The 15,507-nt window shown below is 66.5% G+C and carries 12 protein-coding genes and 1 riboswitch; of the genes, 6 read left to right on the plus strand and 6 right to left on the minus strand.

From position 1 onward, the window contains the following. Nucleotides 1-10: 10 nt before the first annotated feature. The 4 genes from METUNV1_RS01700 to METUNV1_RS01715 all read right to left on the minus strand — a co-directional run bounded on the left by METUNV1_RS01700 (nt 11) and on the right by METUNV1_RS01715 (nt 3,553). The gene (locus tag METUNV1_RS01700) at nt 11-499 is read right to left on the minus strand and encodes a peptidylprolyl isomerase (RefSeq protein WP_008058227.1); all 489 of its coding nucleotides are present in this window, start codon (nt 497-499) and stop codon (nt 11-13) included. A 60-nt stretch (nt 500-559) separates the two neighbouring features. Next, nucleotides 560-1,135: a peptidylprolyl isomerase gene (locus tag METUNV1_RS01705; RefSeq protein ID WP_008058228.1), complete on the minus strand. Its 576-nt coding sequence runs from the start codon at nt 1,133-1,135 to the stop codon at nt 560-562. Nucleotides 1,136-1,208: 73 nt separating this feature from the next. Next, the gene (locus METUNV1_RS01710; protein WP_008058229.1) at nt 1,209-2,438 is read right to left on the minus strand and encodes a L,D-transpeptidase family protein; all 1,230 of its coding nucleotides are present in this window, start codon (nt 2,436-2,438) and stop codon (nt 1,209-1,211) included. Further along, nucleotides 2,435-3,553: a nuclear transport factor 2 family protein gene (locus tag METUNV1_RS01715; RefSeq protein WP_008058230.1), complete on the minus strand. Its 1,119-nt coding sequence runs from the start codon at nt 3,551-3,553 to the stop codon at nt 2,435-2,437. The genes METUNV1_RS01710 and METUNV1_RS01715 overlap by 4 nt, the downstream gene beginning before the upstream one ends. 150 nt (nt 3,554-3,703) lie before the next feature. Here METUNV1_RS01715 and cysS point away from each other — a divergent pair, with 150 nt between their 5' ends. The 6 genes from cysS (at nt 3,704) to METUNV1_RS01745 (ending at nt 12,259) form a co-directional block, all read left to right on the plus strand. Then, nucleotides 3,704-5,083, plus strand: coding sequence for a cysteine--tRNA ligase (gene cysS, locus METUNV1_RS01720; protein WP_008058231.1), 1,380 nt, complete (start codon nt 3,704-3,706; stop codon nt 5,081-5,083). A 21-nt stretch (nt 5,084-5,104) separates the two neighbouring features. Continuing rightward, nucleotides 5,105-5,833, plus strand: a complete 729-nt coding sequence (locus METUNV1_RS01725; protein ID WP_008058232.1) for a Crp/Fnr family transcriptional regulator — start codon at nt 5,105-5,107, stop codon at nt 5,831-5,833. A gap of 267 nt (nt 5,834-6,100) precedes the next feature. Next, nucleotides 6,101-7,966, plus strand: coding sequence for a phosphoenolpyruvate carboxykinase (GTP) (locus tag METUNV1_RS01730; protein ID WP_008058235.1), 1,866 nt, complete (start codon nt 6,101-6,103; stop codon nt 7,964-7,966). Nucleotides 7,967-8,118: 152 nt separating this feature from the next. Then, a riboswitch (cobalamin riboswitch) is annotated at nt 8,119-8,341 on the plus strand. 169 nt (nt 8,342-8,510) lie between these two features. Further along, a complete protein-coding gene (locus METUNV1_RS01735) occupies nt 8,511-9,329 on the plus strand; it encodes a hypothetical protein (protein ID WP_008058237.1) in 819 nt (272 codons plus the stop codon). A gap of 26 nt (nt 9,330-9,355) precedes the next feature. Further along, a complete protein-coding gene (locus tag METUNV1_RS01740) occupies nt 9,356-10,144 on the plus strand; it encodes a DUF4465 domain-containing protein (protein WP_008058239.1) in 789 nt (262 codons plus the stop codon). Nucleotides 10,145-10,207: 63 nt separating this feature from the next. Next, a complete protein-coding gene (locus METUNV1_RS01745) occupies nt 10,208-12,259 on the plus strand; it encodes a TonB-dependent receptor (RefSeq protein WP_008058243.1) in 2,052 nt (683 codons plus the stop codon). A 77-nt stretch (nt 12,260-12,336) separates the two neighbouring features. Here METUNV1_RS01745 and dnaJ read toward each other — a convergent pair whose 3' ends face one another. After that, nucleotides 12,337-13,470, minus strand: coding sequence for a molecular chaperone DnaJ (gene dnaJ, locus METUNV1_RS01750; RefSeq protein ID WP_008058244.1), 1,134 nt, complete (start codon nt 13,468-13,470; stop codon nt 12,337-12,339). Between the two features lie 103 nt (nt 13,471-13,573). Next, nucleotides 13,574-15,502 (minus strand): molecular chaperone DnaK, encoded by a 1,929-nt coding sequence (gene dnaK / locus METUNV1_RS01755; protein ID WP_008058246.1) that lies wholly within the window; start codon nt 15,500-15,502, stop codon nt 13,574-13,576. Between the last annotated feature and the right edge of the window lie 5 nt (nt 15,503-15,507).

The raw sequence follows: 15,507 nt of genomic DNA on the forward strand, positions 1-15,507 counted from the left end.
GCCCGCCGGATCAGGCCACTTCGGCGCGTTCGATCACCACGTCTTCCTTCGGCACGTCCTGGTGGAAGCCGGAGCGGCCGGTGGCCACGCCCTTGATCTTGTTCACCACGTCCATGCCTTCGGTCACGCGGCCGAACACGCAGTAGCCCCAGCCGTCCTGCGACTGTGCCTTGTCCAGGAAGAGGTTGTCGTTCACGTTGATGAAGAACTGGGCGGTGGCCGAATGCGGGTCCGAAGTGCGGGCCATGGCAATCGTGCCGGCGGTGTTCGAAAGACCGTTGCCGGCTTCGTTCTTGATCGGGGCCTGGGTGTCCTTCTGCTTCATGCCCGGCTCGAAACCGCCGCCCTGGATCATGAAGTTGCCGATCACGCGGTGAAAGATGGTGTTGTCGTAGTGGCCGGCCTCGACGTAGGCGAGGAAGTTGGCCACCGTCTGCGGCGCCTTTTCGGCGTCGAGTTCGAGCGTGATGACGCCGTGATTGGTGTGCAGTTTGACCATTGCTGTATCTCCGGTTGCGTTGTGCGTTTCTTGTTTCTGCGGGCGAACCGCCCGCAGTGCTTACTGCTTGGCTTCGAGCACGCGGGCGGTCTGGATCACCACCGGCGTCATCGGCACGTCCTGGTGCATGCCGGCGTTGCCGGTCCGCACGTTGGCGATGTTGTTCACCACTTCCATGCCCTTCACCACCTTGCCGAATGCGGTGTAGCCGTAGCCGTCACGCGACGGGTAGTCGAGCATGCGGTTGTCGACCAGATTGATGAAGAACTGGGCGGTGGCCGAGTGCGGGTCATTGGTACGGGCCATCGCGATGCTGCCCGGCGCGTTGCGCACGCCCTTCTCGATCGCCTGCTTGGCCTCGTTCTTCACCGGTGCGCGGGTGGCCTTCTGGTTCATCTGCGGGTCGAAGCCGCCACCCTGGATCATGAAGCCGTTGATCACGCGATGGAAGATGAGGCCATCGTAGAAGCCGGACTTCACGTACTGCAGGAAATTATCGACCGTGGCCGGCGCGGCTTCCGGGAACAGTTCGATCACCACATTGCCCTGGCTGGTCTTCAGCTCGACCTGGGGGTTGGTGGCGAATGCGATCAGCGGCATCAGGCCGGCCAGCAGGCCGAGCAGCAGTTTCTTCATGCGGGAGACTCCGTGTGGGTGAAGGGTGGATGGAAAGGATGCGGCGACACAGACAGGGCCGGACGCCGCCGGTTCAGGCCGAACCTTCGAACACGATGCGCCAGCGGCCGTTTTCCTTCTGCCAGTACTGCTGCTTGCGCATCACGTTGGACAGCGCGTCGCTGCGATAGTCCTGTTCGAAGGTGACCACGACCACCGGATCGCGACCCGGATTGCGGAAGGTGCTCAGATTGCGCACGCCGACCTTGATCCATTGCTTGGTGACGAGTGCATCGCGCTTGCTGCGGGCAAAGGCGGCGAAGTCCTTGCCGTCGGCGCTGAACTTCGGCGAGTAGTGGGCGAGCAGGCGGTCCGGGTTGCGGCTTTCCCAGTCTACGCGCCACTGTTCCATCGCCCGGTTGAATTCGCTGCGCTCGGCCTGCCAGTCGTCCAGCGACAGCCACTCGACCTGATCGCTGATCACCACCGGCACCGGCGCCCCCTGCAGATAGCGGTTCAGCGCGAGGAAATCCGGATTCGCCAGCACCACGCAGCCGTCGGACGCACGCGGCGGGCGCGAGAAGGTGTCCGACGGCGTGCCGTGCAGCCAGATGCCGTGGCCGTTCTTGCCCTGCTTGCGGTCCCAGGCGTTCGGATAGTTGATCGGCAGGGCGCCTGCGCCATAGAAATCGGTCAGTCGTTCCGGCGGCAGGAAGCCGGTTACCTGATACACGCCGAGCGGCGTCTTCTTGTCGCCCTCGCGCGTCTTGTCGGTGCCGAGCCGGCCGTGCGACACATACCAGTCCGCGACGAAACGCGGACGGCCATTCACGTTCTCGTACAGGTAGAGGCGGGAACGACGGGTGTCGACCACCACCGCGTGCCGCTGGTCGGCCGGCATCTGCAGCAGATAGCGCGGCACGCTGTCGACCGGCGGCTTGTCGCGGTAGGCGCGGATGCGCACCACCGCCTCGTCGCGCAGATCGGCCAGCCTTTCGGCCGGCGCGTTCGGCGCATTGCCTATGGTGGTCAGCGCGCTGGCGCGGGCCAGCAGCAGATCGCCGCGGATCAGGTGGCCGAGCCGGAAGTTGGGCCAGATGCGGAGCAGGGCGTCGACCTGCTCCAGCGCGAGGTCCAGCCGCTTGTGCTCGATCTGCCGGAACACCTGCTCCAGCATCGGTTCCGGTCCGCTGTCCGAATAGCGCACCGCGTCGCCCGACTGACCGGATCCGATGGCCAGCGGCACGCACAGCGACGACAGTAAAAGGGCGTTGCGCAGCACGCGCGCGAACGCGCGACTGCCCGGATGCTGCCACGCGCTCATCCGCCGACCCGCTCCTGCTGGATGAGCCAGCGGCCATCGCGTTTCACCAGCGTCAGCGTCTTGGTGGCACTGGTCTTCAGGCCGACCGAACGGTAGTGCTGGCGGAAGCTCACGTCGGCGCGGTCGGTGCCGGCCGGTTTGATCCTGAAGCTCTCCACCTTTACCTCGATCGCACCCGGCTTCTCGATGCGCACACGGCGGTCACTTTCCCAGGCGCTGCGCGACTTTCCGTCCGGCACCTTGAAGTCGGCTGCGTAGTGGCCGAGGTAGCCCTTCACGTCCTTGCGTGACCAGGCGGACGCCCAGTCCTCGACCGTGCGGGACAGTTCGGCTTCCGGCAGCGCATCCGCGGGCGGGGCCTGCACCGCGGCCTTGACCGGCACCGCTGGCGCGGCCTGCGGTGCGCTCGGCTGGGCAGCGGCCGGTGCCGGCTTGGCCGGCGTCGGGGCCGGTGCAGCCACCTGCGGCGCGGGCGCGGGCGGCTTGGGCGCATCGGCCGGCTTGGCCGCCGGGGCCGCCGCCGCCGGCGGCTGCGGCGTCGGTGTTACCTGGGCCAGCGCCGACGGGCGGTGCTGGCCGCGGGCGCCGTTGCTCACCATTTCGCGGATCAGGTTCAGCTTGCTCTGGGCGCCGGCGTTCGACGAATCCAGCTGCAGCGCGCGGTCGTAGGCCTGGGTGGCCATGCGGGCGTAGATGTCGCCCAGGTTCTCGTGCGCCACCGCATAGCTCGGGTGGGTGCGGATCGCCATTTCAAGCGCGGTCTTGGCCTTTTCGTACTGCTTCTGCTGTGCGTAGAGCACCGCGAGGTTGTTGTACGGCTCCGGCAGTTCCGGGTAATCCTCGGTCAGTTTCTGGAATACCGAGGTCGCTTCCGGGATCTTGCCCAGTTCGGTCAGGATGAGACCCTTGAAGAAGCGGCCCTGCGGATCGCGCGGCCTCTGGGCGAGGAAGGCATCGATCTTTTCCAGCGCCTGCTGCGGCTGCTTCTGGCGCAGCAGCTGTTCGGCTTCCTGCACGCTGTTGGCGAAGGCCGGCGCGAGCGATACGCCGAGCATGAGCAGGCCGGCGAGCAGACGTGAGGCGAAGCGCGGGGCGGAGCGGGGCGAGAAGGCCATGTGATAGACTTTTTGGCGTGAATACGTCGTTTGACAACCCCGGATCTTATCAAGAAGGTGCCCCGGCGTCCTGCCGTTGCGCCTGATTCGGTTCGCCGCCCGCCCCAGCCGGGCCGTCCTCCAGCCGTTGCTCCGAAACCGTCCCCTGCCATGCTCAAGATCTACAACACCCTCGCCCGCGAAAAACAGGATTTCGTGCCGATCGAACCCGGCCGGGTGCGCATGTATGTGTGCGGCATGACGGTGTACGACTTCTGTCATCTGGGCCATGCGCGGGTGATGGTGGTGTTCGACATGGTCACCCGCTGGCTGCGGGCCTCGGACTACACGGTGACCTACGTCCGCAACATCACCGACATCGACGACAAGATCATCAGGCGGGCCGCCGAGAACGGCGAAACGATGCGGGCGCTGACCGACCGCTTCATCGCCGCCATGCACGAGGATGCCGATGCACTGGGCGTGCTGCGCCCGGACCACGAGCCGCGCGCCACCGAATTCGTGCCCCAGATGCAGACGCTGATCCAGCGGCTGGAAGCGAAGGGCCTGGCCTATCGCGCCGCCAGTGGCGACGTGAACTACAGCGTGCGCAAGTTCGACGGCTACGGAAAGCTGTCCGGCAAGTCGCTGGACGACCTGCGGGCCGGCGAGCGCGTGGACGTGATCGACGACAAGCAGGATCCGCTCGATTTCGTGCTGTGGAAGCACGCGAAGCCGGCCGAGCCGGCAGAGGCGAAGTGGGCGTCGCCCTGGGGCGATGGCCGTCCGGGCTGGCATATCGAATGCTCGGCCATGAGCTCGCAGCTGCTCGGCGACCGGTTCGACATCCACGGCGGCGGCGCCGACCTGCAGTTCCCGCACCACGAGAACGAGATCGCCCAGAGCGAGGGCGCGCACGGCCACACCTTCGTCAACTACTGGATGCACAACGGTTTCGTGCGGGTCGATGACGAGAAGATGTCGAAGTCGCTCGGCAATTTCTTCACCATCCGCGAGGTGCTGCAGAAGTACGACCCGGAAGTCGTGCGCTTCTTCATCCTGCGCGCCCACTACCGCAGCCCGCTGAACTATTCCGACGCCCACCTCGACGACGCGCGCGGTGCGCTCACCCGTCTGTACACCACATTGAAGAATGTGCCGCCCGCCGCCTGTCAGCCTGACTGGAACACGCCGGCCGGCAGCCGTTTCCGCGCCGCGATGGACGATGACTTCAACACCGCCGAGGCGCTGGCGGTGCTGTTCGAACTGTCGAACGAAGCCAACCGCGGCAATGACGCAGCGGTGGCCGGTGAGCTGCGGGCCCTGGCCGGCGTGCTCGGTCTGCTGGAACGATCTCCGGAAGACTTCCTCAAAGGGCGTGCACAGGCCGGCGGTCTGGACGACGCGCAGATCGAGGCACTGATCGCCCAGCGTGTTGCCGCCAAGAAGGCGCGCGACTTCGCGACCGCGGACCGGGTGCGCGACGAGCTGAAACAGCAAGGCATCATTCTGGAAGATTCCGCCGCTGGAACGACCTGGCGACGGGAGTGACATGGGGTTTGGCCGCAAGACATGCGTGCGATCACGATCAAGGCAGCGTGGAACGGCCACAGCGATTGCGAAGGGTGCAGCATCCGTCGTTCGGTGCTGTTTGCCGATCTGGTCGAGGCCGATTTCGCGCTGCTGCATGACCAGATAGACGACCTGGACTACCCGTCCGGGTCGGTCATCTACCATGCCGGCGCGCACGGTGACTGGCTGTTTACGGTGCGAGCAGGCGCGGTCAAGCTGGTGCGCTACAGCACCGACGGCAACCAGCGCATCCTGCGCATCCTCCGGCCGGGCGACGTGTGCGGGCTGGAGGCGCTGGTCCGGCCCGGCTATGACCACACCGCGATCACGCTGGCGCCGGTCAAGCTGTGCCGCATCCCGCGCACGCTGATCGAGCGGCTGAACCGCGAAACCCCCCGCCTGCAGAAGCCGCTGCTCGAACACTGGTACGCCGCACTGGCCGAAGCCGACGCCTGGCTGGCCGAGCTGGCGGCGGGTCATGCCGACGTGAAGACCCGGGTCGCGCGGCTGCTGATGCGCCTGCGCACTGCCGAGGCCCCGGACCGGGTGATCCGGCTCAGCCTCGAGGATTTCGGCGCCATCCTCGGCGTCGCTCCGGAATCGGCCAGCCGCGCGCTGGGTGTATTGCGTCGCAGCAAGCTGCTGTCCGACGCGGAAAGCCGCTACCACTGGCGGATTGATTCTTCAGGCCTGGCCGCTCTTCTTGCGGCGCAAGATCAGGAAAACTGATTGTTTGTTGCGTAATGCAATGCCTTTCGCGGGCAGGGGCGGGTGCGTCCGCCCAAATCGCATCATTCGTGACTCTTATAGCAGACATAAGACACGGTTATGGTTAAAGTGCCACTTCCGCAAGGATGACCGCAGGCGCAGTCGGCGGTCAGCAGGGTCCGACGCATACACCTACCCGGTGGATGCCGAGTCTGTTTCAACCGTCGAACCGGGACGGCAATGGTTACCACCCTTGTCCGATTCCGGTGGATTTTGGAGAGCGTCGCAATGAAAGTCGTCCTGTCGCCGGAGCAGCTGAACTCCGGAGAGATCCCCGTTCCGGCCTGGGTCAAAAACCGCAAGCTGGTGAAATGGGTTGCCGAGATCGCTGCGCTGACCAAGCCCGCCGCGATCCACTGGTGTGATGGTTCGCAGGAGGAGTACGACCGCCTGTGCGCCGACATGGTCGCCGCCGGCACCATGCGCCGCCTGAACCCCGAGAAGCGCCCGAATTCCTATCTCGCCTGGTCCGACCCGTCCGACGTAGCGCGTGTCGAAGACCGCACCTTCATCTGTTCCGAACGCCAGGAAGACGCCGGCCCGACCAACAACTGGATGGCCCCGGCCGAAATGCGCCAGACGCTGAACGGCCTGTTCGACGGCTGCATGCGTGGCCGCACGATGTACGTCGTGCCGTTCTCGATGGGTCCGCTGGGTTCGCACATTTCGCAGATCGGCATCGAGCTTTCCGATTCGCCCTATGTCGCCGTCAACATGCGCATCATGACCCGCATGGGCAAGGCCGTTTACGACGTGCTGGGCGAGGACGGCGAGTACGTGCCCTGCGTGCACACCGTCGGCAAGCCGCTGGCCGCCGGCGAGCAGGACGTGGCGTGGCCGTGCAACGCCACCAAGTACATCGTCCATTACCCGGAAACCCGCGAGATCTGGAGTTTCGGTTCCGGCTATGGCGGCAATGCGCTGCTCGGCAAGAAGTGCTTCGCGCTGCGCATCGCCTCGACCATGGGTCGCGACGAAGGCTGGCTGGCCGAACACATGCTCATCCTCGGCGTGCAGAATCCGCAGGGCGAGAAGCATTACGTCGCGGCGGCCTTCCCGTCGGCCTGCGGCAAGACCAATTTCGCGATGCTCATTCCGCCCAAGGGTTTCGAGGGCTGGAAGGTGACCACCATCGGCGACGACATCGCCTGGATCAAGCCGGGCAAGGACGGTCGCCTGTACGCGATCAACCCGGAAGCCGGCTATTTCGGCGTCGCCCCGGGCACCAACGACAGCACCAACGCCAACTGCATGGCTTCGCTCGCGTCCAACACCATCTTCACCAACGTCGCGCTGACCGACGATGGCGACGTGTGGTGGGAAGGCATGACCAAGACCCCGCCGGCGCATCTGACCGACTGGCAGGGCAAGGACTGGACGCCGGAAATCGCGAAGCAGACCGGCGCCAAGGCCGCTCACCCGAACGCCCGCTTCACCGTGGCCGCCACCCAGAATCCGGTGATCGACCCGGCCTGGGACGATCCGGCCGGTGTGCCGATTTCGGCCTTCATCTTCGGTGGCCGTCGTTCGACCACGGTGCCGCTGGTGACCGAGGCGCGCAACTGGGTGGAAGGCGTCTACATGGCCGCCACCATGGGTTCGGAAACCACCGCTGCGGCCGCCGGCCAGCAGGGCGTGGTGCGCCGCGACCCGTTCGCCATGCTGCCGTTCTGCGGCTACAACATGAGCGACTACTTCGCGCACTGGCTGCGCGTCGGCCAGAACCTGTCGGCGCAGGGCAATCCGGTGCCGCGCATTTTCTGCGTGAACTGGTTCCGTACCGACGACAACGGCAAGTTCGTGTGGCCGGGCTTCGGCGAGAACATGCGCGTGCTGAAGTGGATGCTGGACCGCGTGGCCGGCGGCGCCGAAGGTGCAGAGCACCTGTTCGGCACCAGCCCGCGCTACGACGACCTGAGCTGGGCCGGCACCGAGTTCAGCCGCGAACTGTTCGATCGCATCACCTCGATCGACGTGGCCGCATGGCAGCAGGAAATCGCGCTGCATGACGAGCTGTTCGAGCGTCTGCAGCACCGTCTGCCGGAAGCACTGTCGGCGGTGAAGGCAGAGATCGCCCGCCAGCTCGCTGCCTGATGGCGACGCAGGTCGCGGGGGTGCCGCGACCTGCTGCACACGCCGCACAGACCGTTTCAAAGCCCGCTCCGGCGGGCTTTTTTCTTTTCCGCGACACGAGCGCTCCGCATTCGCCGGTGCACCCGGGCTTGACCCGGCGCTTCCCGATCGCATACCCTGCGCACGCCTCAGGTGCCCCGCGCGGCTGTCGTCGCAAGGGGTGAAACGGGAAGTCCGGTGCGCATGACCGCCTCACGGTGATGCAATTCCGGCGCTGCCCCCGCAACGGTAAGCGAGTCGTAGCGCTCCATTCAGCCACTGTGCCCCACGCACGGGAAGGCGGATCGCACACACCCCCTCGCAAGCCCGGAGACCGGCCTGGCGCGCAAGGTCTTTCGACCTTCGGACCGATGGCTGCGGTGGGCGGCCTGGGGCGCATGCGTTCGTTCGGCCGCCACGCGGCCGTCATATTCCGTTCCTGTGCGTTTCTCGCGCGGCCTGCCGCGTGCCATCGGATTTTCTGCTTTTCGCCGGCGGGTGATGCCGGCAATGCACGGAGATCTGCATGCGTAACTCACTGACCCCCCTGATCGCTCTGGCCGGCCTCGCGCTGGCGCCTTCCGCCCACGCCGGTCCGTTCGCGCCGGCAGCCGGCAGCCCCGGCTCCACCGCCCTTCACAAGGACAGCAGTGCGTTTGTCCAGTGGGCCACCGGCTATCGCGACTACCAGCCGGGCCCCAACGTGGACGCCGCCTGGAAAAACCCGGCCAAGGGTCTGGGCAAGGCCGAAGGCACGTCCACCGACGTGGTGGTGCTGGGCGATGGCGGGCGCATCACGCTCACTTTCGACGGCTACATCACCAACGGTGCCGGCGCCGATTTCGCGGTGTTCGAGAACAGCTTCAGCAACACCTTCCTCGAACTGGCTTTCGTCGAAGTGTCGTCCAACGGCACCGATTTCTTCCGCTTCCCGAACTACTCCTTCACCGCCAGCCCGGTGTCCGGCTTCGGCACCATCGATCCGACCAATATCGATGGCCTGGCCGGCAAGTACCGCCAGGGCTACGGCACGCCCTTGGATCTGGACCAGCTGAGCGGCATCGCCGGGCTGGACGTGAACAGGGTGCAGTACGTGCGCCTGATCGACGTCGTCGGCAACGGCTCGACCTTCGACAGCTACCCGGCCGCCTACGGCGGTCCGCACCCGATCTACGACCCGTACCCGACCTCGGGCAGCAGCGGCTTCGACCTCGACGCGGTGGGCGTCATCCACTACGCCGCCTTCGCCGCCCAGACACCGCCGGTGCCCGAACCGTCGCAGTGGGCGATGTACGCCGCCGCGCTGGGCCTGCTGTCCGTCGTCATCCGCCGTCACCGCGCCTGAAGCGCGCCGCACAGGGAATTCCGCACATGAACATCCGCATGCTTGCCTGCGCCCTTGGCGCGTTCGCCCTCAGCCAGTCGGCCACTGCCGCGGTCGAGGTCTCGACCTTCGACGATCTGGCACTGAGTCCGGAAAGCCATTTCTTCCCGAAGGTGTCCACGACCTTCACCAGCGGTGCCGCCACCTTCAATCACGGCTTCAACGACTGGGGCGGTGACTGCTGCCATACCGACTGGGTGTATTCCAACCGCACCGACACCACCACCGAGGGCTATCTGAACCAGCACAGCGCCATCGCCGGCGGCGGCGCCCAGGGCTCGGCGAATTACGCGGTGGCCAATGCCGGCGCGCCGGTGGCCACCTTCGCCGCACCGGTCACCGTGCTGGGCGCCTTCTTCACCAACAGCACCTACGCCGCGCTGTCCATGCTCAATGGCGACGGCTTCGCCAAGCGTTTCGGCGGCGAGGATGGCCGTGATGCCGACTGGTTCATGCTCACCGTGACCGGCCTCGACAGCGTCGGCCGCCACACCGGCAGCGTGGATTTCATGCTGGCGGATTATCGCTACGCCAATGGCGCCGACGACTACATCGTGACCGACTGGCGCTGGCTGGATCTGAGCGGGCTGGGCACCGTGAGCGGCCTGCAGTTCGCGTTGTCCTCCAGCGACAGTGGTCCCTTCGGCATGAATACGCCGGCCTATTTCGCGATGGACAGTCTCACGGTCGCTGCGGTGCCGGAACCGGAACAGGCGGCGCTGCTGCTGGCCGGTCTGGCGCTGGTGGGCGCGGTCGCCCGCCGTCGCATGGCCTGACGCCATGTCCTGAGGCATGCCCGGCGCTGCCCGTGGGGCGGCGCCGGTGCGGAGGCGATCTTCATGAACATCCTGTTCAGGCCGGCGTTCGCCGGCCTGCTGTGCCTGCTCGCGCCGCACGCGCGGGCGGACGACGCGCTGCGGCTGGACGAGGTGGTGATCAGCGCGCCGTCGGCCGACGACACGCTGCGCACCGTGCCGCACGGCGTATCGGTCATCACCGCCGGCGACATCGAACGCGCGGGTGCCCAGGGGCTGGGCGATCTGCTGGGCCGCGAGGCCGGGCTCAACCTGCAGAGCTATTTCGGCCGCGACAAGGGCGCCACGGTCGACATGCGCGGCCTGGGCGCGACCGCGGTCAGCAATGTGCTGGTGCTGGTCGATGGCGTGCGGCTCAATGCCGACGACCTGTCGGGCGCCGACCTGTCATCGGTGGCGCTGTCGCAGGTCGAACGCATCGAGGTGCTGCGTGGCGCCGGGGCGGTGCGCTACGGCGACGGCGCGGTCGGCGGCATCGTGCACATCCGCACCCGACGGCCGCCATCCGGTGAGCTGACGGGCAGGGTGGATCTGCGCAGCGGTGCCTGGGGGCTGCGGGAGGTGAGGGCCAGTGCCGGCGGCGGCAACGGGCCGCTGGCGCTCGGCCTGTCGCTGGCTGCGCAGGACAGCGACGGCTATCGCCGGAACGACGCCTACCGGGCGCGCGATGCCGCAGTCGAGCTGTCGCTGCTGCCGGAAGGCCGGTGGTCCTTTCTGGATCTGACGCTGCGCGCCGCCCGCCACAGCGACGAGTACGGCCTGCCCGGGCCGGTCAGTGCCGACGCCTTCCGCGGCAGCCGCGCACAGCGGCGGGCCAGTACCGCGTCACCGTTCGATGGCGGCCGCACCGAAGACCGCACGCTCGGCGCCCGGCTGCGGGCAGATTTCGGCGCGGCCGGCCTGAGCATGCTGCAGCTCGACCGACGTGACCGCGACAATCCGTATTTCATCGGCGTGCAGTCCGGCCTGCCCCCGGCCGACCAGCGCAACCTGATCGAATCCGGCCGGCGCGACCTCAAGCTCACCCACGAACTGGAGTTCGAGGCCTTCGGTGGCCGGCACGATGTGGCGGTGGGCCATGTCCGGCAGTGGTCGGACTATCTGAGGCAAGAGAACGGAGAGACGGTGCTCGACAGTTCCGCCCGGCGCAGCGGCGAACTGAACGGACGTGCGCTGTGGGCCGAAGGCGTGTTCAGGCTGGGTGGCGGCGTGAGCGTCAACGCCGGACTGCGGCGTGACCGGGCCGAAAGCCGCAGCGAAGGCCGTCGCTACAGCCGGAGCTGCCAGTACGTTTTCATTCCGTTCCCGGTGGTGGTGCCCGGCAGCTGCGTCGACGCTTTCCGGCTGACCGACGCCCAGGCCGCGGTCTGGCGCAACCGCGCCAGCGAACTGGGCGCGAGCTGGCAGCTGAGCGAGGCGCTCACCGCTTTCGTGTCGGAAAGCCGCCACTTCCGCAATCCGAACATCGACGAGCTGGCGCTGGCCGCGCCCGATCTGCGACCGCAGCGCGGCCGTACCCGCGAAGCCGGCCTGCGCGTGCGGACCGACACGGTCGAGTTCGGAGCCACCGCTTACCGCATGCGCATCGAGGACGAAATCCATTTCGACAGTGCGAGCGGCCTCAGCGTAAACCGCAATTACGCGCTGCCCACAGTGCGCACCGGCGTCGAGCTCGAGCTGCGCTGGCGCATCCGGCCGTCGCTGCTGTGGGTGGCCAATGCGGGCTATGTGCAGCCGCGCTTCGAGGGCATGGCGGCCGACGTGCCGCTGGTGCCACGCCGCACCGCGCATACCCGCGTCGAGTGGTCGCCGGATGCGCGCATCCGGCTGAACTTCGGCGCCCGCCATGCGGGTCGCCGCTTCGACGGCAACGATACGGGCAACCGCAGTTTCGCGCCGCTGCCGTCGTACACGGTGTTCGACCTTGCGCTCAGCGTGCGCAGCGGCGCCGCCACCTGGTCGGCCGGGGTGAACAACCTGTTCGACAGGGCGTACTCCACCATCGCCTACAGCAGCACCTACTACCCGATGCCCGAGCGCACCGCGTGGATGGGCGTGAGCTGGCAGCTCGAGTGAGCAGGGCGGCGGCGCAATGAAAAAAGGGGCCGCGTCAGCGGCCCCTTCAGTCCTTCCGGATGCGGATTCCGCGCCGGTCAGCCGGCGAAGAAGTCCTTCATCTTGTCCATCCACGACTTCGCGCGCGGGCTGTGGTTCGCTTCGTCGCTGCGGTTGATGTCGTCGAACTCCTTCAGCAGTTCACGCTGGCGCGCGGTCAGGTTCACCGGCGTTTCGACCACCACGTGGCACATCAGGTCGCCCGGGTAGCTGCTGCGCACGCCCTTGATGCCCTTGCCGCGCAGGCGGAACACCTTGCCGGACTGGGTTTCGGCCGGGATCTTGATCTTGGCCGCGCCATCCAGCGTCGGAATCTCGATCTCGCCGCCCAGCGCCGCGGTGGCGAAGCCGATCGGCATTTCACAGTGCAGATCGTCGCCCTCGCGCTGGAACACCGCGTGCGGCTTGATGTGGATCTGCACGTACAGGTCGCCGGCCGGGCCGCCGCCCTGACCGCGTTCGCCTTCACCGGCCAGACGGATGCGGTCGCCTTCGTCGATGCCGGCCGGAATCTTCACCTGCAGCGTCTTGCTGCCCTTGACGCGTCCGGCGCCGTGGCAGTCGTGGCAGGGATCCTTCACCATCTTGCCGGTGCCGTGGCACTTGGGGCAGGTCTGCTGGATCGAGAAGAAACCCTGCTGCATGCGCACCTGACCCACGCCGTTGCAGGTGGTGCAGGTGACCGGCTTGGTGCCCGGCTTGGCGCCGGTGCCGCCGCAGGTGCCGCAGTCGTCCATGGTCGGAATGCGGATGCGGGTGTCGGTGCCGCGGGCCGCTTCTTCCAGCGACACTTCGAGGTTGTAGCGCAGGTCGGCGCCGCGGTAGACGCCGCTGCGACCGCCGCCGCGTCCGCCCTGGTTGCCGAAGATTTCACCGAAGATGTCGCCGAAGGCGTCGCCGAAACCGCCGAAGCCCTGACCGCCGCCTGCGCCGCCACCCATGTTCGGGTCGACGCCGGCGTGGCCGTACTGGTCGTAGGCCGCGCGCTTCTGGCCGTCCGACAGGATTTCGTAGGCTTCCTTCGCTTCCTTGAACTTGTCCTCGGCTTCCTTGCTGTCCGGATTGCGGTCCGGGTGGTACTTCATCGCCAGCTTGCGGTAAGCCTTCTTGATTTCGTCATCGGAGGCGTCGCGGTTGACGCCGAGGATGTCGTAAAAGTCTTTCTTCGCCATTCGTGTTCACCACAGATGCGGCAAAGGCACAGTGCGTCAGGAGAGGCTCCCGCCGCGCTGTGCCCCGCTTGTTGAGTGCGGGTCCGCAGACCCGACGCGCAGCTTACTTCTTGTCCTTCACCTCGGTGAATTCGGCGTCGACCACGTCGCCGTCGTCGTCCTTCTTGCCGCCGGGTGCCGCGCCCGCCGCACCGGCTGCGCCGGCTTCGGCCTGCTGCTGCGCGTACATCGCCTCGCCCAGTTTCTGCGCGGCGGTGGCCAGCGCTGCGCTCTTGGCGTCGATGGCGTCCTTCTCGCCGCTGCGGATCGCGTCTTCCAGTTCCTTGATCGCGGCTTCGATCGCTTCCTTCTCGCTGCCGTCGACCTTGTCACCGTGCTCGGTCAGCGCCTTGCGGGTCGAATGCACCAGCGCGTCGGCCTGGTTGCGGGCGTCTGCCAGCTCATGTGCGCGCTTGTCCTCTTCGGCGTGCAGTTCGGCGTCCTTCACCATGCGCTGGATCTCTTCTTCCGACAGACCCGAGTTCGCCTTGATGGTGATCTTGTTTTCCTTGCCGGTGCCCTTGTCCTTGGCCGACACGTGCAGGATGCCGTTGGCGTCGATGTCGAAGGTGACCTCGATCTGCGGCATGCCGCGCGGCGCCGGGGCGATGCCTTCCAGGTTGAATTCGCCGAGCGACTTGTTGCCCGAGGCCATTTCGCGCTCGCCCTGATAGACCTTGATGGTCACCGCCGGCTGGTTGTCATCGGCGGTCGAGAAGGTCTGCGAGAACTTGGTCGGCACCGTGGTGTTCTTCTGGATCATCTTGGTCATGACGCCGCCCAGCGTCTCGATGCCCAGCGACAGCGGGGTCACGTCGAGCAGCAGCACGTCCTTGACGTCGCCCTGCAGCACGCCGCCCTGGATGGACGCGCCGACGGCAACCGCCTCATCCGGGTTCACGTCCTTGCGCGGCTCCTTGCCGAAGAATTCGCGCACCTTTTCCTGCACCTTGGGCATGCGGGTCATGCCACCGACCAGGATGACGTCGTCGATGTCGCCTATCTTGACGCCCGAATCCTTCAGCGCGATGCGGCAGGGCTCGATCGAACGCTCGATCAGCTCTTCCACCAGCGATTCGAACTTGGCGCGGGTGATCTTGATCGCCAGGTGCTTCGGGCCGGACGCGTCGGCGGTGATGTAGGGCAGGTTGATTTCGGTCTGCGCGCTCGACGACAGCTCGATCTTGGCCTTTTCCGCCGCTTCCTTCAGGCGTTGCAGCGCGAGGATGTCCTTCTTCAGGTCGACGCCCTGGTCCTTCTTGAACTCGTCGATCACGTAATCGATGATGCGCTGGTCGAAGTCCTCGCCGCCCAGGAAAGTGTCGCCGTTGGTGGCCAGCACTTCGAACTGGTGCTCGCCATCGACGTCGGCGATTTCGATGATGGACACGTCGAAAGTACCGCCGCCCAGGTCATACACCGCGATCTTGGAGTCGCCCGGCTTCTTGTCCATGCCGAAGGCGAGCGCAGCCGCGGTCGGCTCGTTGATGATGCGCTTCACGTCCAGACCGGCGATGCGGCCGGCGTCCTTGGTGGCCTGGCGCTGGCTGTCGTTGAAGTAGGCCGGCACCGTGATGACAGCTTCGGTCACTTCTTCGCCGAGGTAGTCTTCGGCGGTCTTCTTCATCTTGCGCAGCACTTCGGCCGACACCTGCGGCGGCGCGATCTTCTTGCCGCGCACTTCCACCCAGGCGTCACCGTTGTCGGCCTTGGCGATCTTGTAGGGCATCAGTGCGATGTCCTTCTGCACTTCCTTCTCTTCGAAGCGGCGGCCGATCAGGCGCTTGACCGCGAACAGCGTGTTCGCGGCGTTGGTGACCGCCTGGCGCTTGGCCGAGGCGCCGACCAGGATTTCGCCGTCTTCGGCGTAGGCCACGATGGACGGCGTGGTGCGCGCGCCTTCCGAGTTCTCGATCACCTTGGGCTTGCCGCCTTCCATCACGGAGACGCAGCTATTGGTGGTGCCCAGATCGATACCGATGATTTTTCCCATGTTCG

Origin of the sequence: Methyloversatilis universalis FAM5 (assembly GCF_000214035.2) — a bacterium.
GTDB classification, from domain to species: Bacteria; Pseudomonadota; Gammaproteobacteria; order Burkholderiales; family Rhodocyclaceae; genus Methyloversatilis; species Methyloversatilis universalis.